Source organism: Pseudomonas sp. KH_046_2, assembly GCF_057838985.1.
In genome coordinates, this window is the sequence record NZ_CM174480.1 from 482,189 (window position 1) to 507,052 (window position 24,864).

Here is a 24,864-nt window from a genome sequence, read left to right on the forward strand (position 1 = left end):
GCGAGCAAGCTCGCTCCTACAAAGGTTACCGCCAGCGCTTGAAGATCAACGAAGTATTCACCCCGCCAAACGCAAAATTATTGTTCATCACGTACTGGTTGCTCATCTGCCGAAACTCGCCGCGCAGGTAGTCGAGCTTGCCGCAATGCGGGTCGACGTCGTCGAGGTTGAAGGTGTGGGCGTACAGGTCGCGGTTCATCATTTCGATGCTGAACCACGATTCCAGCGCACCGCAGGCGCCGAGGGTGTGGCCGAGGAAGCTTTTCTGCGAGCTGATCGGCATGTGTTCGCCGAACAGGCTGCTGGTGGCCAGGGTCTCGGCGATGTCGCCCTGTTCGGTGGCGGTGCCGTGGCCGTTGACGTAGCCGATGTCCGACGGTTTCAGTCCAGCGTCTTCCAGGGCCAATTCCATGGCCCGGCGCATGGTGATTTGTTCGGGACGGGTGGTGTGCTGGCCGTCGGCGTTGCTGCCGAAACCGACGATCTCGGCATGGATGCGGGCGCCACGGGCCAGTGCGTGTTCCAGTTCTTCGAGCACCAGCATGCCACCGCCTTCGCCGATCACCAGGCCGTCACGTGCGCTGTCGTAAGGGCGCGGGCTGCGTTGTGGGGTGTCGTTTTTCAGGCTGGTGGCGTAGAGCGCGTCGAAGACCATGGCTTCGGTCGGGCACAGCTCCTCGGCACCGCCGGCGAGCATCAGCGGCAGGCGCCCGAACTTGATGGCCTCGTAGGCATAGCCGATGCCCTGGCTGCCGCTGGTGCAGGCGCTGGACGTCGGGATCAGGCGGCCGGTGAGGCCGAAGAAGATGCTGATATTGGCTGCCGTGGTGTGCGGCATCATGCGCACGTAGGAGTTGGCGTTCAGGCCCTCGGCCACCGAATTGAGCAGCATGTTGCCGAATGCCTTGATCTCGTCGGTGCTGCCGGTCGAGGAGCCGCAGGCAACGCCCATGCGTCCGTCCTTGATCGACTCGTCGCCCAACAGGCCGGCGTCGGCCAGTGCCATCTCCGCCGCACCCACAGCAAGTCGTGAAACCCGGCCCATGCTGCGCAGTTGCTTGCGAGTCCAGTGGCTCGGCACCTTGAAGTCATCGATGGGGCCAGCCAGGCGCGTGTTGAGCTCGGTGAAACGGTCCCACTCGTCCATCCGGCGGATGCCGCTGCGGTTGGCCGCGAAGTTGCCGGCGATGGTGTCCCAATCGCTGCCCAGTGAGGTGATGCCGGCCATGCCGGTGACGACGACGCGCTTCATCAGCACAGGCCTCCATTGACGGCCAGAACCTGCCGGGTGATGTACGAGGTTTCCGCCGACATCAGGAAATTCACCGCGCCGGCCACCTCTTCAGGGGTGCCCATGCGTTGTGCGGGGATCATTTTCATCAGTTCTTCCACCGGCACGTTCTCGTCGAGCATGGCTGTGTCGATCAGGCCGGGTGCGACACAGTTAACCGTGATTTTGCGCTTGCCCAGCTCGATCGCCAATGCCTTGGCCGCGCCGATCAAGCCGGCCTTGGAGGCACTGTAGTTGACCTGGCCACGGTTGCCGATCAGCCCCGACACCGAGGTGATGCAGACAATCCGCCCGGCGGCGCGACGACGGATCATCGGCATCATCACCGGGTGCAGCACGTTGTAGAAACCGTCGAGGTTGGTGCGCATCACCACATCCCAATCCTCCTCGCTCAGGGCCGGAAAGGCCCCGTCGCGGGTCAGGCCGGCATTGAGCACCACGCCGTAATAGGCGCCGTGGGTTTCCACGTCAGTTTCGAGAATTTCCTTGCAACGGGCGCGGTCGGACACGTCGAACTGCAGGATACGCGCACGACGGCCCAAGGCCTCGACTTCAGCCTTGACGGCTTCGGCGTCCGTCAGGCCGCTGCGGCAATGCAACACGATGTCGTACCCGGCCTGGGCCAGGCGCAAGGCGATGGCGCGGCCGATGCCACGGCTGGAACCGGTGACCAGTACGGATTCAGTCATGACTGGACTCCTTCGGGTTCATGGAGATATTGAGCGGCCTGGGGTGGTCGGAACACATTCAGACGGGCGGTGGCGTGAATGCCGGGGGCGTTGATGTGGCATTCGAACACGCCCATGCCGTTATCGTCTTCCAGGGAGCGAATGCCGTGGATGGTCAGCTCGGTACCGGCCGGAAAGCTTTCGACGTTGCATTCGAACTTTCGGCTGCCGAGCAGGAAGCCCAACTCCACCGCATCACCGCGCTCGCGCGCATGGCAACCGGCGAAGGCGGCCACGCTCTGGGCCATCAGTTCGATGCCGACCCAGGCCGGCAGGCTGCCATCGGGGAGGTTGAACAGGCCATCGGGCTTGACGGTAAGGCGCGTGTGGATCTGCTCTTCATCGAACGCCAGGATCTGATCGATAAGGATCATGTCGCCAGCGTGGGGCAGCAATTCGGCGAGCGGCCAGTCAATCATGGGGCGTCTCCGATAATCAGGCTGACGTTGTTGCCACCGAAGGCAAAGGAATTGCTCATCAGGTAGCGGGGTGCAATGGACGTCAGGCGAGTGACCGGGGTCACCCATTGCAGCGGCGGCAATTCGGGATCCGGCTGTCCGTCCCAGACGTGGGGCGGCAGGGCATGCCCGCGATTGTCCGGGCTCAGGCTCAACCAGCAGAACGCCGCCTCCAGCGCCCCGGCGGCACCGAGGGTGTGACCGGTCATGGGTTTGCTCGACGAGCAGGGTACGCCGGCCGGGAACAGCGTCGCCACGGCCTGGCTTTCCATGGCGTCGTTGTGTTGGGTGGCGGTGCCGTGCAGGTTCAGATAGCCGATCTGCTCCGGTTGCAGGTTGGCGCGGCCCAGGGCTTTGCGCATCGCCTGCAGGGCGCCACGACCGGTCGGTTCCGGGGCGGAGATGTGATGCGCATCGGAACTGGCGCCGCTGCCGAGCAAGGCAATCGCTTGGCTGTCGCCTGCACGTCTGGTCATCAGGAACAGCACGGCCGCTTCGCCAATGTTGATGCCATTGCGGTTCACCGAAAACGGATTGCAACGCTGTTCCGAGACCGCTTCGAGCGCCGAGAAACCGTTGAGGGTCAGCTTGCACAAAGTGTCGACACCGCCACACAGCACCGCGTCGCAAATGCCCAGGTCCAACAGGCGCTGGGCGCTCATCAAGGCCCGGGCGCTGGAGGTGCAGGCCGTGGAAATGACATAGGCCGGCCCGCTCAATTGCAGCCACTCGGCGAGGAAGTTCGCCGGTGCCCCGAGTTCCTGTTGCTGATAGTCGTACTCGGCAGGGAACTGCTTTTCGCGCAGGTAATGCGACAGGCCCTGGCTGGCCTCGTCGATGCCCGAGGTGCTGGTGCCCAGCACGACACCGATGCGGTCGCGGCCGTAGGTCTGGATCGCGCTGTCGATGTCCGGGCGGATTTGCAGCGTGGCTTCCAGCAACAACTGATTGTTGCGACTGTGATGGCGCGACATCTCGGCTGGAATGCTTGCCAGTTTGCCCTGGACCGCACCGACCGGCAGCGTGCGTTGCGGCACCCAACCGGTTTGTTCGCGCATGCCGCCGCAGTCGCCGGCAAACAGGTTGCGGGCAACTTCCTGCTTGTCGCGGCCCAGCGCGCAGACCAATCCGAGGGCGTTGAGGTAGGCCGTCATGGCGTTTCACCGCTCAGGGAGGTGACTTGATAGGCCGGACCATTTGGAAGCTTCAATTCAAAATTCTGCGGTTGTGCGTAGCGGATGTCCCAGCGCTCGGGCAGGGACCGTTGTCTGCCGTGCTGCCAGGCGCCGGGATAGTTGGCCGCCAGTTCATCTTGCGGCGTCAGCGCAAACAGCAGCGCCGCGAACAGCTCCCGGGCTTGCGGATTGGGCGGCAAGAAACCATCGGACTCCCAGGTTTTATCGATCAACTTCTGGCGGGCCTGGGGAATGCCCAGCAGGTCCATCATCGACCAGCGAATGCCAGCCTCTTCACGCTGGATCACCAGCACCCAGTCCTGGCGGTCGTCGGGCTGTAAGAGCTGGATGTGCAGTTGCAGCGGCAACGGCAGATCCGGATTTTGCTCGGGCAGTGGCGCCCGGCTGGTGCAGGCGCTCAGCAGCAGGGCCGCGGCGACTAGTAGAAATCGTAAAACACCCGCGGTCCTTGTAGGAGTGAGCCTGCTCGCGATGACGGCGATACAGTCGACATTGATGTTGACTGGCCCACCACTATCGCGAGCAAGCCCGCTCCCACAGGTTGGGTATTTCAAGCGGTTGGCAATAAACATCACACAGTTCCTACAAAAGGTTTGCGCGCCACCACATTGACCAGGGTTTCTTCCCGTTGGCCAAAGGGTTTTGGCTTGCACACACCCAAGTGTTCGAGCAGGCCGAAATCCTTGGCGCGACTCCACCACAGGTACGGATAAGACACGTTTTGCACGGTAAATTCGAAGCCCTGCTGGCGAATCATTTGCAGGTACTGCGCCGCGCTTTTCTGCACGTGCATCGGGTGGCGGAACAGCCAGCGGATCACCCAGGTATCAATGTAAGCCTCGGTGGATTCGGCGAAAAGCAGATAACCGCCGGGTTTGAGTACACGGTAGAACTCGGCCAGTGCCTGTTCCTGCTCCACCAGATGATGGAAGGTCTGGTGACAGAACAGCAGGTCGATACTGGCGTCCGGCAGGTTGAGGCTGGCACAGTCGCCGCCGATCAATTCCACTTCCATGCCCTGGCGGGCCGCCTCTTCAGCGCTCATGGTCAGGCTCTGCGGGTCGGCATCGACGCCAATCAGACGAGCGGGCGAAAAGGCCTGGCGCAGCAGCGGGAACGACTTGCCCTGACCACAACCGGCATCCAGCAGCACAGGGCTAACCGGTAGCGCTTCACTGAACAGGTTGCGCAAATCGTTGACCGCCAACCGCAGCACATAGTGTTGCCAGATCCGGCTGCGCAGGAACCACAAACCGAAACGGGTTTCTTCTACGTACTTGTCGCTCAAGTAGTTCATGACGCATCCCTTGCACAGAACTCCGATATCACCTTCAACCGGCGCCTGGCTTCGCTGACGAACGGGTTGCTTGGGTCCCAGGCATATCCGGCAAGAATGGAACTGATCATTCCGCGGATTTCCGGCGAGCTGCCCTCATGGAAAATCACGTCCTGGAAGGTCCCGGCGTACCAGCCTTCGACGTAGCAACGGAACGTGTCGACGCCGCGCTTGAGCGGTTCGGCGAACTCGGTTTGCCAGTCGACGGCTTCGCCTTGCAGCTGACGGTGCAAGACCCCGGCGGCCATGCTCGCCGAACGCATGGCGATGGTCACGCCGGAGGAAAACACCGGGTCGAGGAATTCCGCGGCATTGCCCAGCAGTGCGAAGCCCGGGCCGTGCAGGGTTTTGACGTTGGCCGAGTAACCGCCGATGGTCCGGGCCTCGGTGTCCCACTGTGCATTTTGCAACACGCTGGCCAGGCTTGGCGTCTCGGCGATAAAGCTGCGCAGGCACTGGTCCAGATTGTCGCTGCGGCCGGCGAAACGTTCCTCGGCGGCGACCACGCCGACCGAGCAGCGCCCGTTGCTGAAGGGGATGGTCCAGAACCACACGTCGCGCAGGGTCGGATGAGTGGTCACGAGGATCTTGCTGCGGTCGAAGGCCGGGAGGTCGATACGGTCTTCGACGTGAGTGAACACGGCCTGACGCACCGGGAAGTTCGACGGCGCCTCGAGGTCGAGCAAGCGCGGCAGCACACGGCCGTAACCACTGGCATCGAGCAGGAAACCGGCTTCGACGCGATACTCGCTACCGTCTTCGCGGCGCACGCCGAGCTGCGGTTTTCCGGGGGTGATGTCGACACTGACGATGGTTTCGCCATAGCGGATCTCCACGCCTTGCGCCGTGGCCTGATCGGCCAGCAGCTTATCGAAATCAGCGCGCTGGACCTGAAAGGTCGTCGATTTGCCGTCGCTGGACGTCTCGCCGAAATCGAACGCGCTGTAGCGCTCGCCCCAGGCAAACGCGGCACCGGTTTTCAGCTGGAAGCCAGCGGCGTTGACGGCGTCGAGCATGCCCGCTTCTTCGACGAAATCCAGGCAATGGGCCAACAGGCTTTCACCGATGGAAAACCGTGGAAAATGCTGGCGCTCGATCACCAGCACATCGTGCCCCTTGCGCTTGAGCAACGCGGCGGCGATGGCACCGGAAGGACCGGCGCCGATGACCACGACCTGGCGACATTCCATTTCAACGGTTGGCATGAGGGTTCCTTGCCGGGACAGCGGTTTTCAGGGGGATTCGGTGCATGCCGGTCAGGGCTGGCAGCAGTGTAGCGATCAGGCCCATCAGCATCAGGGCAAAGTACAGTGGCGGGCTGATGAGTTGCTGTTGCAGTAGCAGGTTGAGAAAGACGATCTCGCTCAAGCCGCGGATGTTCAGCAGCACACTTTCCCGCCAGCGGCTGGCGCCTTGAAACGAGGCCCCGGCCCAGCCGAGGCCGAGCCAGTTACCCAGCAGTTTGCTCAGCATCGGCAACAGCAGCAGGGCCAGCAGTTGCACCCAGCCGAGGCTGTTGATCGCGCTGTGCACGTTGATCTGCACGATGCCGAACGTGAGGATCAGCGGGATGGCGATGTACGTCTGCAAGCGGCTCATCCACACGGCCGGCAGCGGCAGGACCAGTGGGGCTTTCAGCGCGGCCATGATCAACACATAGCCGATGCCGAAAATCAGCGCGTTGAGCTTGTAGTGTTCAGCGACGACCAGCAGGGCGAAAAAGCACAGGCTGTAAAGCCATGTCTGGCGCAAACCGAGCAACCGCAGCAGTACCGGCAGGCACGCGCCGGCCAGAGGCAGCAACAGGCTGCCCAGGTGCAGGCTGCCTTGGGCGATGCCGAACAGGGTCCAGCAGGCGAGGTCGATGAGGATCGCGGTTTGCACCAGACGTCGGGTAGCGGCAGGTGGGTAATCGATGTGCCGCAGGTACAGGTACAGCACCGGAATCGCGGTGATGGCGAACAACAGGCCGACGGCCAGCGAGCTGATCCACGGTTGCGGTGGCAACAACCAGACGGCCGTGGCGAGGCCGCAGGCAAACGGAATGCAAAAGCTGGGCAGGGCGATTTTCAGGCTTTGGCGATCCAGTTGCAGGTCGATCACATCGCTGAGGATGTAGCCCAGCAACAGGGCAAAGCCCAGGCTGTAGAGGTTCTTCAGCCAGCCCGGCGCCACCAGCAGCGCACCGCTCAATTGCCATTGCGGCTCGATCCAGAAATACATCAACAGCGGCAAGCCGAGGGTCGCCAGCAACAACTGGCTGACGATGGGAATCAGGCCGAAATGCCGGCCGACACTGGTCGCCACGGCGAACAACACCAGCGCCATCGCCCAGAACAGAACGACCATCATGTTGCCCGCTCCACGGCCGTGGGCTCATGCACCTGGCGACCGGCCCACGGCGCGAGCAGGAAGCTGAAGATCAGGCCCAGGCTCACCGACAGTCCGAAGTTGCTAACCGCCGGGGTGCTCGACACCGCCAGCAGGCCGAACGACAGCCAGGTGGTCAACGCCGCCAGCAAAGTGCCCAGCAGGCTCACTGCCGCGCCGCCGACCTGTTCTCGCATCAGGATCGCGTAATCGACGCTGATCGCCGTCACCAGCAGCAGGCCGAACAGACTGAACAGGGTCAACGGCTGCCCCAGCCAGCCGAGGCTGGCCAGGCTGCACAACGCCGCCAGCAGGGGCAGGGACACGATACGCAACGCGCCGCCGAGGCCGAATGGCAGGATCAGCACCAGCACGATCAGCACGCAGGAGGCGAGTTTCAGTTCCGCGGCACTGATTTGAGTGGCCGCGAAGACGTTGTTCAATTCGCCCAGTCGATCCACCAGTGTCACGCCGGGTAAATCCTCACCCTGGAGCCGCAGCAGGGCCGGGTTGTTGATGCCTTGCAGGCTGACCATCGCCGCCACGCCGTCATCGGTCGGCCCCAGCCACAGAGGCCGGTAGGGTTCTGCCAACGGGCCGCTGAGCGCTGCGTCGATGTCCACGGTCGGCAATGTCTGTAGCTTCGTCAGCTCCGCTTGCAGCGCCTCGGCCGGTACGCCGATGTCGAGCAAGGGTTGCCAGAACGAAGGCAGTTTGCTCAACGCTTCGCGCACCTGTTGCTGTTCGTTCGGCGGGCTGACCAGTTGATTGAGCGACAGATAACCCTGGAGCTTTTCCAGGCCAATCAATTGATCCAGTCGCTCTCTCAGGGCGGTCTGGCGTTCGAGCAGTTGCTGCTGATTGGCGGCGCGTATCAGGAAGAACTGGCTGGTGGGTTGATAGCCGGTGATCCGCGCAATGGTTTGGGCTGCGTCGGTCAATTGTTGCGGCGCGCTGATCCACTGGCGGATGTCGTTTTTGCTGCCCAGCTGCAACAGGCCGCCGACACAAAAGGCGATCAACAGCGCCAGCAAAACAGGCGTTTTCAGCTGTTTGAGCAGCGCTTCACGACAGCCCAGCAATACCTCGCAAACGCGCAATGGCCATTGCGCCGGGCGCAGCTCTACGCCCTTGAGCAATGCCGGCAGCAGGCACACGGCGGACAAATAGGCGCCGAGCAAACCGGCGGCAGAGAACGCGGCAATCTGGGTCAGCGCCGGGAAGGGTGTCCAGGCCAGGGCCAGGTAGCCGATGCCGCTGGTGATCAGGCTCAGGGTCAAGCCGGGCAAGGTCAGGCGCAGGGCTGGCCAGCTGTGCCAGGGTTTCAGGCTCCAGCTCTTGGACAGGTAATGCAGTGGGTAGTCAACCGCGACACCGATCAGGCTCGAGCCCAGCACCAGGGTCATCACGTGCATATGGCCGAACAACGCCACGCAGGCCACCGCACCGAAGAGCATGCCCACCAGCACCGGCACGAACGCCAGCAATACGCGCCAGCGCCGGAAGGCCAACAGCAGCAGCAACAAAATCCCGACGGTGGCACCGCCGCCAACCCAGGTCATCTCCCGGGCGGCCTGCCGCTGCCCGCTGGCTGCGTACAACAGGCCGCTGGCGGCGAGCAGTTGCACGTCGTGCCGGGCGGCTTCTTCGCGGCTTTGCTCGAGCAGGTCGGCCACTTGCAGCGGCAGGTTCATGTCGAAGGCGTTGCCGGTGGTGCGCGCGCGCAGCAACACCCAGCTCTTGCCATCGGCATCGGCGACCAGGGCGCCGCTGCCAATGTCCAGTTGCACTGCACCGCGTTGCGGCTGACTGTTCTGGATGCGCCCGGTCAGGCCCAGCCAATCGTCTTGGCTCGGCACCAGGCTGTAACTGTTGAACGGGTCGAACAACGCCTGCACCCGTTGCTGGATAAAGGTGTCGGGGTGCTCGATCAGCAGTTGTCGGTCCGCCGCCGAGAGCATCGCCAGGCGACCTTGCAGCAGTTGCGTGCGCAGTGCCGGCAAGTCGGCTTGCAGGGTCCACTGGACCTTTTCGAACAAGCCGCTGGCCTGCCATTGCTCGCCGAGTGTCTGCGCCATGGCGACGGCCTGCTGGCGATCGGTGTGGCCGACCAGCACCAGCATTTCGCGGTTCAGTGGTTCTTGCATGCGTTGTTCGGCGCGCAGTTCGAGGGCGTCGGGCGCCGTGCCGGGCACCAGGTCCATCAGGTTGGCCGACAGCGGCGCGGCGTCACGCCATTGCCAACCGGCGAGCGCCAGTACTGCCAGCAGCAGGATCAGGAACAGCCGTGGCAACCACCGTTCACTCGGCAAAGTCATGTTGCTCCGCGTCGCTCAATGGTTGGGCGCTGGTGCTGTCCTGCATGCGCAACAACGTACTGTCGCCCTGGGTCTCGAGCAGTTCGATGCTGTGCACCAGTTCTGCGCCGGTAATGTTGATCTGGTTGAACACCTGCTTGAGCAGCATCGAGCGCGGCAGCAGCGTGAGCTTCCAGTTCTGCGCGTCGCCGCTCAGGGACAGCTCGAAATCCCGTTGCAGGCCACTGCTGTCGCCTTGCAGCACGGCGAGGAACAAACGGTTCTGCTCGGCACCGGCGCTTTTGCCCGGCAGCATTTGCCAGACACTGCCGTCACGCCGGGCAATGCCTTTGGCGGTGATGCGATAGTCCTGTTGCAACGGCGTTTTCAGCAGCCATAACAGGCCGTGGTTTTTTGCCAGCACGAACGTGCCCTTGCTGGTCAGCGGCTGGGGCAGGGCGCGCAGGTGTTTTTCCTGGATGAAATGGCCGTGGATCACCTCGGGCCTGGCCAGTTGATCGCTGAGTTGTTGCAGGTCGAAGGCGTTGGCCAGCCCTGGAATGCCCAGTAACACGCAGAACACTGTAGGAGCGAGCTTGCTCGCGAAAAACCTGAGAAAGCCGCGGGGTGTCAGGTGCCCAGTGTCATCGTTAACGACCATCGCGAGCAAGCTCGCTCCTACAGGGGAGCGGGAGGGGCAGAAAATCATCGCAGAGCTCTCTCTACGGCGTTGGTGAAGACCTTCGGCGAGACCAGTTGCATCTCGCGGCTGGCGATGTCGACGGCGACCTGTACCGACATGGCCCGGGTCAAGCGCTCACCGGTTTGCAGGTCGCTGATCAGGTAGTTGATCTTCAGGCGGTTCTCCCACTCAACCAGGTTGGCGCGCACATTGAGTTTCTGGCCGAACACCGCACCGCGCACGTAGCGCAATTGCAGGTCGATCACCGGCCACGCATAGCCGGATTCGTTCATCGCCGTGTAGTTGTGGCCGATCTTGTCCAGCAGCGCGCAGCGGGCGACTTCCAGGTACTTGACGTAATGGCCGTGCCAGACCACATGCATGCTGTCGACGTCAAAGAACGGTACGACGATTTCCGTGTCGGTGTAGAGAAATCCCTTGCTACGCATGCAGCCTCCAGTGTTGTTCGGCGATGCGTTGCAGGCACAGGCGCAATTCGCCTTCCAGCGCGCGGTCTTCGATGACCGGTGGGAAGTCCTTGGCCAAGGCTTCATGCATGGCGGCCAAGGCGGGTGGCAGTGGTCGTGCATCTTCGGCCTGGCCGCGTAGCCAGACGCCCTGATTGGCCGCCAGCAGCGTAGCGGCCGCCACCTGTTCGGTGAGTTCCAGCACGCGGATCGCATCCCGGGCGGCGATGGTGCCCATGCTGACTTTGTCCTGGTTGTGGCATTCGGTGGAGCGCGAGAAGACGCTGGCCGGCATGGTGTTCTTCAGCGCTTCGGCGGTCCAGGCACTGGTGCCAATCTGCACCGCCTTGAAGCCGTGATTGAGCATGGCGCGGTCAGCCGTGGCGCCCGACAGGTTGCTCGGCAAGCCATGGTTATAGCGCTCGTCCACCAGCAGCGCGAGTTGCCGATCCAGCAGGTCGGCGACGTTGGCCACGAGGTTTTTCAGGCTGTCCATGGCGAACGCGATGTGCCCGCCGTAGAAGTGCCCACCGTGCAGCACGCGCTCGGCTTCGGCGTCGATGATCGGGTTGTCGTTGGCGCTGTTGAGCTCGATCTCGATGAACGAACGCAGCCAGTTCAGGCTGTCGGCCAGTACGCCCAGCACATGGGGCGCGCAACGCAGGGAATAGCGGTCTTGCAGGCGATGCAGAGGTGCGGTCGGCGCGTCGATGGCCAGATCCTTGCGCAACCACGCGGCTACCTGCATCTGCCCCGGGTGCGGCTTGGCGGCGAACAGGCGCTCATCGAAGTGCTCCGGGTTGCCTTGCAGGGCGACCACGTTCAATGCAGTGATGCGCGTGGCCAGATGCAGCAGGTAGTCGGCGCGGGCGTACGCCAGGCAAGCCAGGCCGGTCATCACCGCGGTGCCGTTCATCAATGCCAGGGCTTCTTTCGGACGCAACACCAGTGGCTGCCAGCCGAGTTCGCGGTGCACATCGGCAGCCTGTCGGCGCTCGCCGCGGAACATCACTTCGCGTTCGCCGGACAGCGTGGCGGCAACGTACGAAAGCGGCGTCAGGTCACCGCTGGCGCCCACCGAACCTTCCTCCGGTATCAGCGGCAGGATGTCGTGCTCAAGGAACGCCTGCAGGCGCTCCAGCAGTTCCACGCGCACCCCGGACACGCCGTGGCACAACGACTGCAAACGCGCGGCCAATACGGCGCGGGTGGCCTGGGCGTCGAGCAGTTTGCCCAGGCCGCAGCCGTGGAACGTGTACAGATGACGGGGCAGCGCCTCGACGTGATGCAGCGGCACCGCGACCACGCAGGAATCGCCATATCCGGTGGTCACGCCGTAGATCACGCCTTCCTTGTCCAGCAGCGAGTCGAGAAAACGCGCGCCCTTGGCGATGCGCTCGCGGTAGGCGGGATCGCTTTGCAACTGCGTCGGCACCTTGCGGTTGGCCAGTGCCAGCACGTCTTCAATGCGCAAAGGGCGTTCGCCGAAGGTTACCGGCTCAAGCGTTGGCGTCGTCATCGGTTTTCCAGAAAGGGTAAAAGTTGAACCATTGTTGGGGCGCTTCGAGGCAATAGTGACCCAAGCGTTCGGCGTAGCGGGAGGCCCACTGATGAATGACCTGTTCGCGGTCGCTGCGCTTCCAGGTGATTGCCTCAGCGAAGGGTTCAATGGTCAGTCGATAGTCGCCGTCGGGCTTTTTCAGGCACAGCAGCAGGTTGACCGGGCATTTCAGCAGGCCGGCCAGCAGCCACGGGCCCTGGGGGAACCTGGCCGGATGACCGAGGAAGTCCACGGTCGCGCAGCGTCCGCCATGTAGCGGCACGCGGTCGCCGGCAATCGCCAGCCACTCGCCACGCTCCAGGCGCTCGCTCAGTTGCAGCATGATCCCAGGGTCCAGTTCGCTGACCTGTATCAGGCGCAAATTGGTCGCCCCGGCTTCGCCCAGCAAGCGGTTGAACTGTTCGGCGTGCTTGGTGTGCACCAGTACGTTCATCGTGACTTTCTCGCCGATTTCCGCCAGTGCGCGGCAGACTTCCAGATTGCCCAGGTGCGCGCCCACCAGCATCTGCCCGCGGGCACCGCGCAACTGGTCGCGCAGCAGCGCCGGGTCGATGATTTCGATGTGTTCGATGCTCAGCTTGCCGTTCCAGACGTCGAGTTTGTCGAGCATCGAATCGGCGAAAGCCATGAACTGGCTGAACACCCGCCAATGGCTCGGGCGCAGTTCGCTGCGGCCGCTCCAGTCGGTCAGGCGTTGCTGGTATTGCCAGGCACTGTGTCGGGCGCTGCGGCCGAACAGGAAAAAGTACAGGACGATGCCGTACAGCACTGGGCTCAGTACTCGACGGCCCAGCACTTTGGCACCGAACGCGGTGAGTTTCATCAACCAGAAACTGCCCCGTTCTTCGCGGTCGGCCCAGTGTTGCTTGTCTGCACTCATGCCCGCCACCGTCGCCAGAGGATCACTGGCGCACGCAGCAACATGCCGAAGAACAGCCGCGTGTGCATGCTGGAAATCAGCACGTTGTCGTGGAACATCCGAAAATGCGAAACGCCGTCCAATGGATAGTGGACTTTGGTTTGCAGCCATTGCATCGGCTGATTGCGCCAGGCCAGACGTACCAGGATGTCCGAGTCGAAGTCCATGCGCTTGCCGATTTTCGCTGACTCGATCAACGCCAGGACCGGTGGCAATGGGTAGACCCGGAAACCGCACATGGAGTCGCGAATCCGCAGCGACAGGGTGTTGATCCAGACCATGACGTGAGTCAGGTAGCGCGCATACAAACGGCCTTTCGGTACGCTGGCGTCGTATTGCGGATAACCGCAAATCACCGCCTGTGGGTAGCGGCGTGACTGTTCGATGAAGCGTTTGACGTCCTGCAAATCGTGCTGGCCGTCGGCATCCACCTGCAAGGCATGGCTGAAACCCAGGCGCGACGCTTCGCGCAAACCGGTCATGACCGCGCCACCCTTGCCCTGGTTCTCGGCGAGGCGGATCAGGTAAACCATTTCACGTTGGGCCAGGCGATCCAGTACACGGGCACAGCGCGGGCTGCTGGCATCGTCCACCAGAATGCACGGCAGATGGCTGGCGATCAGCGCATCGACCACTGTGGTAATGGCTGTTTCGTGGTTGTACACCGGGATGATGGCGCAGGGGCTATGCATGCGCCGCCTCCAGCAAGATCCGCCCGCTGGAGCAGGTGGCGGTTTCGTTGCGATAGGCGAAATACAATTTGCCGCGCGCCGGATCGAAGCGCAGGTGCAGCTGGATTTCGTCTCCCGGGCGCACCAGTTGCTGGAACTTCAAGACTTCCATGCCGGCGAATTTTTTCGGCAGGTTCATCAGTTGCTGGCCCAAGCTCAGCGCCCAGTCCACCTGCACTACGCCCGGCAACACCGGCACCTTGGGGAAATGACCGCTGAAATAGGCCAAGTCCGGTGGCACGGCCAGTTGCAGGCTCCACTCGCCATTGCATTCGACTTGCTCCAGCACCTCGGGCGCTTTGGGGCGCGGCGCCAACAGCAGGGCCTCGACGTCGGACTGTGGCAGTTTGCCCTGAGTGTTCAGCGGCAGTTGTCGCAGCAGGCGCCAGCGTCTTGGCAGGGCCAGCACTTCGCAGTGTTGGCTCAGGTGCTGGCGCAATTGCTCGGTGAGGCTGCGTCGACCCTGATTGCGCAGCACATGCAAACCGGCCTCGCTCAGCACCAGCAACGCGCCCAGGGAGGCGCGGTTTTCCTGAACGACACCGAGCCGCGCTTCGATGACCCATTCATGGGCTGCCAGCGCCTGTTCCAGCATCGGCAACGAGATGCGCTTTTCTTCCAGTTTGACGATCCGGTCCAGTCGCCCAAGCAACTCGAAGCGCCCATCGACGGCGATGCGGGCTGAATCGGCAGTGTGTTCGACATGGCCATTGGGCAAATACGGCGAAGCGATCAGCAGCGCACCCTCGCTGTCCTGGGTCAGCGAGACATCGGCAAAGGGTTGCCAGAGTTCCGCGCCCTGACGCCAGGCGATGCCACCGGTTTCCGAACTGCCGAAGATTTCCGTTGGCCATTGCCCCAGGCGCTCATGCAGGCTCTGTGCGGCCTCGACCGGCAATGCGCCACCGGAGGAAAACACCCGGCGTACGGCGCTCAGGGCAGACCAGTCGAGGTTGTCGCCCATACGCTTGAGCAGCGCCGGGCTGGCCACCCAGGCGAAGGCCGGGTGCTCGCGGCTGGCGCGTTGCAGGTCTTCCGGAAAGGCCAACTGTCGACGTACGAACGGGCGCCCGGCGCACAGCGGCCACAGCACCCGAAACAGCAGACCGTAGATGTGCTGGGTGGCGACGCTGCCAATGATGCACGCCGGGCCCAGGTCGGCGCCCCACAGCTGTTCCAGGGCTTCGACTTCATTGGCCAGTTGGCGCAGGTTTTTTTCGATGCGCTTGGGTTCGCCACTGGAGCCGGAGGTGCACAGGCTGAGTCGGCAGTTATCCAGGTCCAGCGCGGCGGCACTGAGCGGCGAGTGTTGGAGGTCGCCAAGGTGCGCATCCTCGGGCTGATCGCTCAGCCACAGGTCAACTTCGCCTGACCAGCGTTGGCGGGTCTGGGGTTGCAGGTCGGACGGCAGAAGCACGCTGACCCCGGCACGCCAGGCGCCGAACAGGGCAATCGCCAGGTCGGCGGTATCCTCAAGGTGCACGGCCATCTGCCGCACACCCCGGGCTTGCAGGCCGGCGGCCAGGCGCAGCGCCTGTTCGCACAGTCGGGCGTGATCCAGTGCCGGAGCGGTCGTTACGGCGCGCTCCGGCTGAGCCTTGAGCAGCAGGTGCTCAAGTTTTATCCAATTCATGGGCGGCCTCGTACCCTTTGTCGTATGAGCCATTCAATGGCAAACATCAGGCCTATCAATCCGTAGGAAATCAGGCCGGTGTACAGCGTCCACCAGCTCAGCGGCGCCCAGAGGGTCAGGGCGGCGGCACACAAACCGTTGCATAGAAAAAAAACGCTCCAGGCGATGGTCACCTGACGGGTATAGCGAATGCCCTCGGCCGGCAATTGCGGCTCGCGTACCCGGGCCAGGCGTTCAACGATCGGTGGGCCGAATGTCAGGCTCGATCCGAACAGCACCAGCATGAAGCTGCTGATCAACACCGGATACCAGCGCAACAGCGCCGGGCTGTCGAACAGCGCCAGCAACAGACAGAACACAATCGCCACCGTGGCCATCCACAGGCTGCCAGGCCGTCGTTTGCCGGTCAGTGCCCGGGCCAGCCACAGCCCGCCCAGCAGCAGCCCGAACTGCCACGGGGCGAAATGCTCCATGCCGAAATACACCGCAAAGGGATACAAAAGGCCTGCCAGCAGCAGGCCGAGGCCAATCAGTCGATTCATGCGGCCGGTTGAACCAGACGGTAGACCGCCTCGACCACGTCACTGACGGTGCGCACCGACTTGAATTCTTCGGCGGCGATTTTCTTGCCGGTCTGACGTTTAATGTGATCAATCAGGTCGACCGCGTCGATGCTGTCGATTTCCAGGTCCTGGTACAGGTTGGAATCCAGGCTCACACGCTCTGGGTCCAGTTCGAAAAGCTCGACCAAGGCATCGCGCAGGGTGTTGAAAATGTCGTCACGAGTTTGCATGGTCCGGTCTCAAGCTGCCTGTTTTGCGGTGACGAACGCCGCAAGGCTCGCCACGTTACTGAAGTGATTGCGTGTGTCCTTGGCATCGGCGTCGATCTTGATGCCGTACTTTTTCTGGATGGCCAGGCCCAGTTCCAGGGCGTCCACCGAGTCCAGGCCCAGGCCTTCGCCGAACAGCGTCTGCTCGTTGCCGATGTCGTCGGCACTGATGTCTTCGAGGCCAAGGGCGTCGATGATAAGCATTTTGATATCACGGTGCAGATCGCTCATCTTCGGCGAGCTCCTTAATAAAGTAAGAATGTAGATAATCGTTGAGCTTGCGCGAGGCCTGTGGAGCCGGCCCCTGCGTGGCGAAAGTCTGTGGGTCTATATCGGCCCCAACCCGGAAACTGAAGTGCACGCGCCGTTTGGGGATGCGATACCAGGGCTCGGCCTTGGTTAGCGTGGTCGGGTTGACCTTGATAATGACCGGGGTGAGGATTTTCGCACCACGCAGGGCGATTGCCGCGCCGCCCCGATGAAAGGCCGGCGGCTGGCCGGGTTGGGTGCGCGTACCTTCCGGGAAAATGATCAGGGTCTGGCCGTCTTTCAGCGCGTCGGCAGCCGCGTCGAGCATGTCCATGCTGCCGTCGTTGCTGATGTATTCGGTGCAGCGCAGCGGCCCGCGGGTGAACGGATTTTCCCAGAGGCTTTGCTTGACCACGCAGTTGGCGTGACGCACCAGGCCGATCAGAAAGACCACGTCGATCAGCGATGGGTGATTGGCAATGATCATTTGCCCGGGCCGACCGAGTTTTTCCGCGCCATCAATGGTGTAGGTCAGCACGCCGGTACGGGCCATGAAACGCACAAAAATCCAGAAACAGCGACTGACCGTTTGCCGGGCTCGCAGCCGATGGGTCCGGGCGTCGCCCGGCAGGCAGTTCAGCAAAGGGAAAATCACGAGGCGCAGGCACAGCCCGCCCAGCCCGAACAGGGCAAAGCTCGCGGCGGTGGCCAGCAAGCGCCAGTAGTAGGCGTCGCGTTTTTTCTCGGTCACGGGTTGCGTTGCCAGGTCCATACACGATTTTTCCAGGCATGTTGGCAGGTGGTTTGCTGGCCGAGCAGCGCACACAACAGATTCAGCGCGTGGGGCCAGCGGGATTTGGACAACGCATCCGAGGGGCTGTTCAGGGACAACTGCCAGTCGGTGCCAGGCGTGATCAGCAGGCCGACGGCATAAGGGAACGGCACGTCGTCGATCCAGGTCGAGTATGCCTCGGGCGGCCGCTCTTCGGTGATCACCAGCAATACCGCGGCAGCGCCTTCGGCCAGCAGTGCGGCAGCTTCGAGCATGCCATGCTCCAGGCCATCGCCTGCGGCGGCCAGGGCCGTCATTTCACTGGTTTCACCGCGCATGATCGACCACAAACCAATGATCGCGTTATGCACAGACAAACTGAACTGGGTAGGTGACAGCGGCTGATCGCTGGCCAGATCACTGAGTATGTCGACCGTGCGGGGCGTTTCGCCGTGACGGGAAACAAAGACCAATGGCAGATCCTGCCGGCCTTCGGCCAATGGCCAGCCGACACTGAATGCCATGCGCGCCAGACGGCTGAGCCGCCGGCGCTGCATGGCCGGCAGAAACGAAACGTCGGGAGCGGCATCGCTGTCCGGCAGCACGACCGGTTGTCGGCTCCAGGCCTGCCAATCGTTCACGCTTTCAAGCCCCGGAGCCCAGGCGCGCCATTGGGCGATGTTGAAGTTGATCACAGACATTCATCCCACCCTCACGGGCTTACTTGACGCGGGGAGTGGCCGAGAGCCGAGACTTACCCTGCGTGGCGTTTGGCGCCGAGTGGCGCGCATTATCCCGGTGCCGGGAACCTGTAGCAAATGCTGGTTACATTTTGCTCAGCAAGAGAAAGTGGCTGCCTCGCAAAAAATTGAACGATTGGTAATTATTCACAGAATTATTACCCCGTCTGTCGGTTCTGGCGTCAAACCGCCGGGCCGTTCAGGGCTTTTCATGCAAGAGAAGGCAACTGACTGTGTAGTCCTTGCACTGGTGAGGTAGCGTAGCCATGCCGGGGACCACTACACTCGGTCATTCTTTGATACACGGAGGTTTTGACATGCGGCGCGTGGTGTTCAATCAGAAAGGTGGCGTTGGCAAATCCAGCATTGCCTGCAATCTGGCGGCAGTCAGTGCCAGCGAGGGTTTTCGCACCTTGTTGGTGGATCTCGATGCCCAGGCCAACTCCACTCAGTACCTGACGGGGCTCACCGGTAACGACATCCCGATGGGCATCGCCGATTTCTTCAAGCAGACGCTGTCTTCCGGACCGTTCTCCAAAAAAAATCAGGTCGACATCTACGAAACCCCGTTCGATAACCTCCACGTTATTACCGCCACCGCCGAGCTGGCGGACTTGCAGCCAAAGCTTGAAGCCAAACACAAGATCAACAAGCTGCGTAAGTTGCTGGAAGAACTGAGCGAAGACTACGACCGGATTTACCTCGACACCCCGCCAGCGCTGAATTTCTATGCGGTTTCAGCGTTGATTGCCGCCGATCGTGTATTGATCCCCTTCGATTGCGACAGCTTTTCGCGTCAGGCGCTGTACGGGCTGATGGCGGAAATCGAAGAGTTGAAGGATGACCATAACGAAGGCCTGGAAGTCGAAGGCATCGTCGTCAACCAGTTCCAGGCCCGCGCCAGCCTGCCCCAGCAAATTCTCGATGAGCTGATCGCCGAAGGCCTGCCGGTGTTGCCGGTGTACCTGGCCAGCTCGGTACGCATGCGCGAATCCCACCAGGCCAACACGCCGCTGATCCACCTCGATCCGCGGCACAAGTTGACCCAGCAGTTCGTAGAGCTGCACAACCTGCTGGAAAACGCCTGATCTTCCAGGCGACGCAAAACCTTGTGGGAGCGGGCTTGCTCGCGAAGAGGCCGTTACATTCAACATCTAAGTTGACTGACGCGACGCCTTCGCGAGCAAGTCGGAACGCCGCACCGCCGCTCCCACATTGATTTGTGGTGGCTTCAGATCCCCTGGCTACGCAACCAGCTCATCAGCTGCGGTAACGGGAACGCCCCGCTCTGCCGGGCGACTTCCCGGCCGTTCTTGAACAGGATCAGGCTCGGAATCGAGCGAATCCCCAACTGCGCCGACAACTGCTGGTTCGCCTCGCTGTCCAGCTTGGCCAGTCGGCACTTGCCCGCCAGTTGCCCGGCTGCCTGCTCGAACACCGGTGCAAACGACTTGCACGGCCCGCACCAGTCCGCCCACACATCCACCAGCAGCGGCAGATCGCCCTTGATCTGGCTGGCGTAGTCGCCTTGCTTCAATTCGAACGGTTTGTTCAGCAGGACTTCGGCCTTGCAGCGCCCGCATTTCGGGTGGTCGTTGAGACGCTCCGCCGGGATGCGGTTGAGGCCGTTGCAGTGGGGGCAGGGAATGAGGAGTGGGTCGGTCATGACAAGTCGTCCAGTCGAAAGCGAATGATCCTTATCTGGAGACATGACTCCAGATTTTCAATTGTGCAGTGCCTCACGACGAACAACTGATCTCCAGATGCTTGCCCCATTCCGGCGGTCTCTCTGCGTAGCTTTCCATCCCCGGTTGTTCCTCGAACGGGTTGCTCAGCACTGCGTGTAGCCGACGGACTTCCGAGTAGTCGCCGTTCTGCGCCGCATCGATGGCCTTTTGCGCCAGGTAGTTGCGCAGGATGTACAGTGGGTTGACCGCGTGCATCCGCTGGCGGCGCTGTTCTTGATCAAGCGTTCCTTCACGGGCGACCCGGGCGACGTAGCGCTCGCCCCAGGCATCAAAGCCTTTGAGGTCGACGAAGTCATCACGCAAGCGGGTGATGGTCTGTTCCGGTGCTTCATCACCCAAACGACGGAAAAACAGGCTGTAGTCGACGCCGCTGTTTTGCATCAGTTGCAGCAGGTTCTCCAGCAGTTTCTGGTCGTCATCCTCGGCGGTGGTCAGGCCGAGGCGGCGGCGCATCAGGTCCAGGTAATGGGCCTGGAACAGCGGCAGGTACAGGCCGAGGGTTTCGCGCAGGGCTTCGACGCTGATGAACGGCGTCAGGGCCTGGGCCAGGGCGCTGAGGTTCCACTGGCCAATCGGCACCTGGTTGCTGAAGGAGTAACGGCCCTGGTCGTCGGAGTGGTTGCAGATGAAGTTGGCGTCGAAGTCGTCGAGGAAGGCGAACGGGCCGAAATCGAAGGTGATGCCCAGGATCGACATGTTGTCGGTGTTCATCACCCCATGGCAGAAGCCATAGGCCTGCCATTTGGCGATCAGTTCGGCATTGCGCTCCACCACTTCGCGGAACATCGCCAGGTACGGCTCCGGTTGTTCCAGGCACTGCGGGAAGTGCATGGCCAGCACGTGATCACCCAGCTCTTTTTGCTGCTCGGGGCGCTTGGTGTAGTAGAAATATTCGAAGTGCCCGAAGCGCACATGGCTCGGCGCCAGGCGCAGGACCATGGCCGCGCGCTCCTGTTTTTCACGCCACACCGGGGTGTCGGAGCCGATCACGCACAGGGCGCGGGTGGTCGGGATGTTCAGGGCATGCAGGGCTTCGGAAGCGAGGAATTCGCGGATCGACGAACGCAGTACCGCCCGGCCATCGCCCATGCGTGAAAACGGCGTCTGGCCGGCGCCCTTGAGGTGCAGGTCCCAGTGTTCGCCGGCCTCGTTGTACACCTCGCCGAGCAACAGGCCGCGACCGTCGCCCAGTTGTGGGTTGTAGGAGCCGAACTGATGCCCGGAATAGACCATCGCCCTTGGGATTGCGTCGGCCCAGAGCTTGTGGCCGCTGAACAGTTCGGCGAACTCCGGGGTTTCGGACACGGCCGGGTCGAGGTCGAGCAGCGCCATGGCGGCGGGGCTGGCCACCACCAAGCGTGGGTTATCGATGGGCTCAGGCAGCACATGGGCGGAAAACGCATCGCCCAGGCGGTCGAAGCGATTATCGAAAGTGAGTTCGTCGAGGGCTTTCAAGGGCCGGCTCCAGCAGAATGTCCGAGCATTCTGCTGGGGAAAGGCCGGTTAGTCGAGTTTGGCGGCGGGCGGTTCTTGCGCCGGCTTGCCGTCGACGATCGGCACGATGGTTTTCGCTTCCGGCTCGATCGGCACCATCTTGTATTCCTGACCGTGCAGGTTCTTGAGGTAGACCTCCATCTGCCGGAACGAGATGTTGATGTGCTGCTTCTTGAACTCGCGGTTGATGAAGCGGTTGACCTCATCGAGTACCGGGTTACGGTCGCCAAGGTCGCGCACGTGCATGCGCAACTCGTGGTCGAGTGTGCTTTCGCCGAAGTTGAGGAAGTACACGTGTGGTTCCGGGTCTTTCAGGACGCGCGGGTTATCGCGTGCCGCCTTGAGCAACAGTTCTTTCACCAGATCAAGGTCCGAGCCGTAGTCGACGCCGAGCTTGAGGGTCACCCGGGTGATGGTGTCCGTCAGCGACCAGTTGATCAGTTGCCCGGTAATGAACGTCTTGTTCGGGACGATGATGTCCTTGCGATCGAAGTCGGTGATGGTCGTGGCACGGATGCGGATCTTGCTCACGGTGCCCGACAGGTTGCCGATGGTGATGGTGTCACCGATCCGCACCGGGCGTTCGAACAGGATCATGATGCCGGAGATGAAGTTGGCGAAGATCTCCTGCATGCCGAAACCGAGGCCGACCGAGAGCGCCGCCACCAGCCATTGCAACTTGTCCCAGCTCACGCCGAGGGTCGACAGCGTCGAGACGAAACCGACGCCGGCAATCACGTAGGACAGCAACGTGGTGGTGGCGTAGGCGCTGCCCTGGGCAAGATTCAGCTTCGATAGCACGAACACTTCCAGCAGGCCGGGCAAGTTACGCGCCAGGGCGAAGGTGATGCCGATGATGATCAGCGCGCCGAGCATGTCGCCGATGCTGATCGGCACCATGCTCATGTTGGCGCCGGTGCCGCTGGTGTATTCGTAGAGGGTGACGTTGTCCAGGTACGAGAACACCGTGATCAGGTCGGCCCAGACCCAATACAGCGCCGCCATGAAGCCGCCGAGCAGCGCCAGGCGAATCAGGCGAAGGGACTGTTCGTTGACCTTCTCGATGTCCATCGTCGGTTCTTCGATCACGGCTTCGCCATCGCCGGCCTCCTTGGCGGCCAGTCGTTTGGCCCGGGCGCGCTGGTAGGCCAGACGCCTGGCCGCCACGCTGAGACCGCGCACGAAAGTGGCTTCGATCACCAGCCAGAACATCAGCAGGTACAGGGTGTTGATCAAGCGGTCGCTGAGCTTCAGCGCGGTGTAGTAGTAGCCGAAGCACACCGCCACGAACAGCGCGACGGGCAGGGCGGTGAACAGGATCCCCACCAGTTTGCGGAACAGCGAGGCGTTCTCGTGGGTCGGGCTGCTGATGAGCAAGCGGCTGAGCAGCAAAGTCATCAAGGCGTAGCAGATGAGCACCACCGGCATGCCGATCACGTCATCGGCCAGCGCCGCCGGTTGCTGTTCGGCAACGGCCACTACGGTCACCAGTGCCATCACCACAATGCCGAGGCGGCGGACCCATCTGCGCAGGAATTCAACCTGGGGCTTTTCCCAGCGGAAATGCAGTTCTGCCACGCCACCCGGCGCGAGGATCCGGTAGGCGGTGTAGAACACCAGCCAGGCCCCGGCCATTTGCAGCAGCGCCGCACCCATATTGGCGTTCTGCCCACGGGCGTCGATTCGCAGGGCCAGCCCGCACAGGGCGAGGCCCAGGGAAACCGGCATCGCCAGCAGAATGTTGATCAGAATCGCCTGCGGCGTGTGCCACTGGCTATCGCGTTTGAAGTGACCGATGTCCTGGTGAACCTTGTTCAGTCGCGCGTACAGATTCTTGCGGCGCCACAGCAGCGCACCGATCAGCAGCGCCAACGGCAGGAACAGCAGCGGTCGCTGGGTCAGGCCGTCGGTCAGTTCGCTCAGGCTTGAAAGTACCGGTAGTGAATCGAGTTGGCGCTGGAGGCGATCCGGCACACTGCGAATCCACTCCAGCTCCAGCGGCTTGTTGCTGGGAATCCAGAACATCTGCTCATCAAGCGTCGCCCGCAGGCTTTGCGCCGTGCTGAGCAGTTGCTTCTGGTTCAGTTGCAGGGTGATGGATTCATTGAGCACCGCGCTCAGTTCGCGATTGAGACGCTCCAGCAGGTCGGCGCGGGTGGTGGCCAGCTCCATCAGGCTTTTGCGCAACTGCGGCGTGACTTGCTCAGGGGGTTGGGTCGACAGCAGGTTTTCGACGTAGGTGGTCGGATTGCTCAGCAACTCCCGTTGCTGGCTGACTTCGAACTGATACAGGCGAATGTCGGCGATCTGGTCGGCCAGGTTACGGTCAACCCTGAGGCGCGGCAGGGCCTGCTTCTGTTTGTAGAGAATCTTGGAGAGCAGCAGGCTGCCTTTGAGCACGTTGATTTGCTCGTCCAGCGCCGAATCGCTCTGGGTCAGGCTGTCCAGCTGTTGTTTGGTCTGCAGGTTTTGCTGGGTGACTTCGTTGAGGCGGTCGGTGCTTTTGAGCAGGTAGTCCGAGAGCTTCAGGTTGGTCGCGCTCTCAGTGGCCAGCAGGCTGCTGCCGCCAGCCTTCTGCGCCTCGATGGATTGCTGGGTGACCGTTTCCTGGGACAGCGCCAGACGCTTCTGGTTGATCAGGGTTTGCAGTTCCTGGATCTCCCGATCCAGGCGGTCGGACCGCTCCGACAACAGGTCATGCTGGCTGTTGCCCAGGTCCTGCAATTGGGTATTGCCGGCCAGCTCCTGGCGCCGCAGCGGGATCAGGGCGTTCAGCGCCGCCAGCTCGGCATTGAGCTGGTCGCGCTGCTCGGCGCTCAAGGTCTTGCCGCCGTCCTTGCCGTTCTTGAGGGTGGTGTTGATCTGCTGAATGCGCGTCTGGCTGCTGGAAATCTCCGCCTGGGCGCGCTCGGGGCGGGTCTGGGCGGTGATGATCAGGCTGTTGGCATCGCTCAGGGCTTTTTGCAGATCGCTTTGCTGGGTGGAGCGCTCGGTGAGCATTTGCTCCAGCTGCTGGATCGGTTCTTTGGCGAAGCGCTGCGCCACCGGCACCACGGTGCTGGCCTTGAGGCGGGTCAGTTCACGCTGGTTCTCGACCGTCTGCTTGGGCGCAGAGCTCAATAGTTGCTTGAGATCGACCAGCTTCTGCTCGTAATCACGCTTGTTGTTGAGCTGGTTCAGCGTGTTTTGCAGGACGGTTTGCAGGGCCTTCTGATCGGCTTCCGGCAGTTTGCGGTCGGCGATCTTGTTCAGGCTCGCTTGCACGGCTTCGCTGGAAGGCGGTTCGGCCGCTTGCAAAGTACTGACAGAGAGACTCAAGCCCAAAAGGGCAATGGCGAAAATGGAGCGCAGGTTAGGCAT

24 protein-coding genes are annotated in these 24,864 nt (G+C 62.3%); 1 reads left to right on the top strand and 23 read right to left on the bottom strand.

The features are described 5' to 3' along the window. Positions 1–25 precede the first annotated feature (25 nt). From AC3IX1_RS02220 to AC3IX1_RS02315, 20 genes are read right to left on the bottom strand one after another with little or no spacing between them, the layout of a single operon-like run. On the bottom strand, positions 26–1,252 hold the full coding sequence (locus AC3IX1_RS02220; protein ID WP_489386957.1) for a beta-ketoacyl-ACP synthase: 1,227 nt from the start codon (positions 1,250–1,252) through the stop codon (positions 26–28). After that, entirely contained in the window at positions 1,252–1,980 is a 729-nt protein-coding gene (gene fabG / locus AC3IX1_RS02225) for a 3-oxoacyl-ACP reductase FabG (RefSeq protein WP_489386958.1), read from the bottom strand. Before fabG ends, AC3IX1_RS02220 begins: the two co-directional genes overlap by 1 nt. Further along, positions 1,977–2,438: a hotdog family protein gene (locus AC3IX1_RS02230; protein WP_489386959.1), complete on the bottom strand. Its 462-nt coding sequence runs from the start codon at positions 2,436–2,438 to the stop codon at positions 1,977–1,979. The genes fabG and AC3IX1_RS02230 overlap by 4 nt, the downstream gene beginning before the upstream one ends. After that, positions 2,435–3,631 (bottom strand): beta-ketoacyl-[acyl-carrier-protein] synthase family protein, encoded by a 1,197-nt coding sequence (locus tag AC3IX1_RS02235; protein WP_489386960.1) that lies wholly within the window; start codon positions 3,629–3,631, stop codon positions 2,435–2,437. Before AC3IX1_RS02235 ends, AC3IX1_RS02230 begins: the two co-directional genes overlap by 4 nt. Further along, a complete protein-coding gene (locus AC3IX1_RS02240; protein ID WP_489386961.1) occupies positions 3,628–4,245 on the bottom strand; it encodes a hypothetical protein in 618 nt (205 codons plus the stop codon). The genes AC3IX1_RS02235 and AC3IX1_RS02240 overlap by 4 nt, the downstream gene beginning before the upstream one ends. Next, on the bottom strand, positions 4,245–4,970 hold the full coding sequence (locus AC3IX1_RS02245; RefSeq protein WP_489386962.1) for a class I SAM-dependent methyltransferase: 726 nt from the start codon (positions 4,968–4,970) through the stop codon (positions 4,245–4,247). The genes AC3IX1_RS02240 and AC3IX1_RS02245 overlap by 1 nt, the downstream gene beginning before the upstream one ends. Continuing rightward, positions 4,967–6,214, bottom strand: coding sequence for an NAD(P)/FAD-dependent oxidoreductase (locus tag AC3IX1_RS02250; RefSeq protein WP_489386963.1), 1,248 nt, complete (start codon positions 6,212–6,214; stop codon positions 4,967–4,969). The genes AC3IX1_RS02245 and AC3IX1_RS02250 overlap by 4 nt, the downstream gene beginning before the upstream one ends. Then, positions 6,201–7,361, bottom strand: coding sequence for a sodium:proton antiporter (locus AC3IX1_RS02255; RefSeq protein ID WP_489386964.1), 1,161 nt, complete (start codon positions 7,359–7,361; stop codon positions 6,201–6,203). Before AC3IX1_RS02255 ends, AC3IX1_RS02250 begins: the two co-directional genes overlap by 14 nt. Then, positions 7,358–9,697, bottom strand: a complete 2,340-nt coding sequence (locus AC3IX1_RS02260; protein ID WP_489386965.1) for an MMPL family transporter — start codon at positions 9,695–9,697, stop codon at positions 7,358–7,360. The genes AC3IX1_RS02255 and AC3IX1_RS02260 overlap by 4 nt, the downstream gene beginning before the upstream one ends. Beyond that, positions 9,681–10,385, bottom strand: coding sequence for an outer membrane lipoprotein carrier protein LolA (locus AC3IX1_RS02265; RefSeq protein WP_489386966.1), 705 nt, complete (start codon positions 10,383–10,385; stop codon positions 9,681–9,683). Before AC3IX1_RS02265 ends, AC3IX1_RS02260 begins: the two co-directional genes overlap by 17 nt. After that, positions 10,382–10,807 carry an acyl-CoA thioesterase gene (locus AC3IX1_RS02270; RefSeq protein WP_489386967.1) on the bottom strand — a complete coding sequence of 142 codons (426 nt, stop codon included), beginning with the start codon at positions 10,805–10,807 and terminating at the stop codon, positions 10,382–10,384. The genes AC3IX1_RS02265 and AC3IX1_RS02270 overlap by 4 nt, the downstream gene beginning before the upstream one ends. Continuing rightward, positions 10,800–12,344, bottom strand: a complete 1,545-nt coding sequence (locus tag AC3IX1_RS02275) for an HAL/PAL/TAL family ammonia-lyase (RefSeq protein WP_150754755.1) — start codon at positions 12,342–12,344, stop codon at positions 10,800–10,802. The genes AC3IX1_RS02270 and AC3IX1_RS02275 overlap by 8 nt, the downstream gene beginning before the upstream one ends. Beyond that, the gene (locus AC3IX1_RS02280) at positions 12,325–13,266 is read right to left on the bottom strand and encodes a lysophospholipid acyltransferase family protein (protein WP_489386968.1); all 942 of its coding nucleotides are present in this window, start codon (positions 13,264–13,266) and stop codon (positions 12,325–12,327) included. Before AC3IX1_RS02280 ends, AC3IX1_RS02275 begins: the two co-directional genes overlap by 20 nt. Next, positions 13,263–13,997 carry a glycosyltransferase family 2 protein gene (locus AC3IX1_RS02285; RefSeq protein WP_489386969.1) on the bottom strand — a complete coding sequence of 245 codons (735 nt, stop codon included), beginning with the start codon at positions 13,995–13,997 and terminating at the stop codon, positions 13,263–13,265. The genes AC3IX1_RS02280 and AC3IX1_RS02285 overlap by 4 nt, the downstream gene beginning before the upstream one ends. Next, entirely contained in the window at positions 13,990–15,669 is a 1,680-nt protein-coding gene (locus AC3IX1_RS02290; RefSeq protein WP_489386970.1) for an ApeI family dehydratase, read from the bottom strand. The genes AC3IX1_RS02285 and AC3IX1_RS02290 overlap by 8 nt, the downstream gene beginning before the upstream one ends. After that, positions 15,666–16,211, bottom strand: coding sequence for a COG4648 family protein (locus AC3IX1_RS02295; RefSeq protein WP_046039701.1), 546 nt, complete (start codon positions 16,209–16,211; stop codon positions 15,666–15,668). The genes AC3IX1_RS02290 and AC3IX1_RS02295 overlap by 4 nt, the downstream gene beginning before the upstream one ends. After that, a complete protein-coding gene (locus tag AC3IX1_RS02300; protein WP_008025124.1) occupies positions 16,208–16,462 on the bottom strand; it encodes an acyl carrier protein in 255 nt (84 codons plus the stop codon). The genes AC3IX1_RS02295 and AC3IX1_RS02300 overlap by 4 nt, the downstream gene beginning before the upstream one ends. Before the next feature lie 9 nt (positions 16,463–16,471). Beyond that, a complete protein-coding gene (locus AC3IX1_RS02305; protein ID WP_108216271.1) occupies positions 16,472–16,732 on the bottom strand; it encodes a phosphopantetheine-binding protein in 261 nt (86 codons plus the stop codon). Continuing rightward, positions 16,713–17,522: a lysophospholipid acyltransferase family protein gene (locus AC3IX1_RS02310; RefSeq protein WP_489386971.1), complete on the bottom strand. Its 810-nt coding sequence runs from the start codon at positions 17,520–17,522 to the stop codon at positions 16,713–16,715. Before AC3IX1_RS02310 ends, AC3IX1_RS02305 begins: the two co-directional genes overlap by 20 nt. After that, complete coding sequence (locus AC3IX1_RS02315; protein ID WP_489386972.1) at positions 17,498–18,223, bottom strand: beta-ketoacyl synthase chain length factor; 726 nt, start codon at positions 18,221–18,223, stop codon at positions 17,498–17,500. The genes AC3IX1_RS02310 and AC3IX1_RS02315 overlap by 25 nt, the downstream gene beginning before the upstream one ends. A 356-nt stretch (positions 18,224–18,579) precedes the next feature. On the opposite strand from AC3IX1_RS02315, the gene AC3IX1_RS02320 reads away from it, so the two are divergent. Then, on the top strand, positions 18,580–19,350 hold the full coding sequence (locus AC3IX1_RS02320; protein ID WP_008016979.1) for a ParA family protein: 771 nt from the start codon (positions 18,580–18,582) through the stop codon (positions 19,348–19,350). A gap of 143 nt (positions 19,351–19,493) precedes the next feature. Here the strand turns inward: AC3IX1_RS02320 and trxC are convergent, their stop codons facing one another. From trxC to mscK, 3 genes are all read right to left on the bottom strand, one after another. Further along, positions 19,494–19,928, bottom strand: coding sequence for a thioredoxin TrxC (gene trxC, locus AC3IX1_RS02325; protein ID WP_030129872.1), 435 nt, complete (start codon positions 19,926–19,928; stop codon positions 19,494–19,496). A 73-nt stretch (positions 19,929–20,001) separates the two neighbouring features. Beyond that, complete coding sequence (gene selO / locus AC3IX1_RS02330) at positions 20,002–21,465, bottom strand: protein adenylyltransferase SelO (protein ID WP_489386973.1); 1,464 nt, start codon at positions 21,463–21,465, stop codon at positions 20,002–20,004. 48 nt (positions 21,466–21,513) lie between these two features. Beyond that, positions 21,514–24,864, bottom strand: a complete 3,351-nt coding sequence (mscK, locus tag AC3IX1_RS02335) for a mechanosensitive channel MscK (protein WP_489386974.1) — start codon at positions 24,862–24,864, stop codon at positions 21,514–21,516.